Source organism: Kribbella sp. NPDC055110 (genome assembly GCF_053607525.1).
The window spans coordinates 1-1,431 of sequence record NZ_JBSGTS010000069.1; the positions used below are offsets into that span (position 1 = coordinate 1).

The 1,431-nt window shown below is 68.6% G+C and carries 1 protein-coding gene; it reads left to right on the top strand.

The annotated features are described in order from the left end of the window. The first annotated feature begins 113 nt into the window (after positions 1-113). Entirely contained in the window at positions 114-1,403 is a 1,290-nt protein-coding gene (locus ACWF0M_RS38110; protein WP_452240640.1) for an ISL3 family transposase, read from the top strand. Positions 1,404-1,431 lie beyond the last annotated feature (28 nt).

Genomic DNA, 1,431 nt, shown 5'->3' on the forward strand with positions numbered 1-1,431 from the left:
CCGGCTCTCGTGACGTATCCGTGGGTGGGTCTGCGCGTCTGAGTTGGTGCATGCCGTTCTCTGACTAGGTTCTTGGCTTGTCGAGGGTCAAGAACTGTGGATCGGAGAACGGCATGCGGAATGTCAGCTTATGGCGTGGATTGCTGGGGGTCGAACAGACGGTGATCGAGGGTGTCGAGTTCGACGAGGAGGGGCAGGTCGTGGTGGTGTCGGTGCGGCCGGCGAGGGGAGCGCGTCGGCGGTGTGGGCGGTGCGGGGTGCGGTCGCCGTGGTTTGACCGGGGCGAGGGGCGCAGGTGGTGGCGGGCGCTGGATCTGGGGACGGTGCGTGCGGTGGTGGAGGCTGAGGCGCCGCGGGTGCGGTGCCGGGTGCATGGGGTGGTGGTGGCGTCGGTGCCGTGGGCGCGGCACGGGGCCGGTCATACCCGGATGTTCGATGATCAGGTGGCGTGGCTGGCGGTGGTGTGTTCGAAGTCCGCGGTGACGGAGTTGATGCGGATCGCGTGGCGCACGGTCGGGTCGATCGTGACCCGGGTGTGTGCCGATGTCGATGCGGTGACCGACCGGCTCGCGGGCCTGCGGCGGATCGGGATCGACGAGGTCTCCTACCGCAAGGGCCAGAAGTACCTGACGGTCGTGGTCGACCACGACTCGGGGAACCTGGTGTGGGCCGAACCCGGCCGCGACGCCGCGACCGTCGGACGGTTCTTCGACGCCCTCGGGACCGACCGCGCCAAGAAGCTCACGCACGTGTCGGCCGACGGCGCGACCTGGATCACCGGCGTGGTCGCTGCCCGGGCGCCGCAGGCGGTGCTCTGTGCCGATCCGTTCCATGTCGTGTCCTGGGCCACCAAGTGCCTGGACGAAGTACGCCGCGAGGCCTGGAACACCGCCCGCCGCGCCACGGGCGGCCAACAGCAGATCGGCGACCTGGCCGGGGGCCGCTACCACGCCTCCCGCGGGGACGCCCAAACCATCGCCCGGTCGCGGTGGGCGTTGTGGAAGAACCCCGAAGACCTCACCGTCAAACAGACCGTCCAGCTCGCCTGGATCGCCACCACCAGCCCCCGCCTGCACCGCGCCTACCTCCTCAAAGAAGGCCTCCGGCACGTCTTCAAACTCGGCGGCCAGGACGGCAAAGACACCCTGAAAGCGTGGCTGGCCTGGGCCCAACGCTGCCGCATCAGCGTCTTCGTCGAACTCGGCCGCAGAATCAAACGCCACCTCCCAGCCATCCACGCCACCCTCGACCACGGACTGTCCAACGCACGCATCGAAGCAGCCAACACCAAAATCCGCCTCATCACCCGCATCGCCTTCGGCTTCAAATCCCCCCACGCCCTCATCGCCCTGGCCATGCTCACCCTCGGCGGCTACCGCCCACCCCTCCCCGGCCGAAACTGACCCACGGATCAGTCAGAAGAGCCGGATA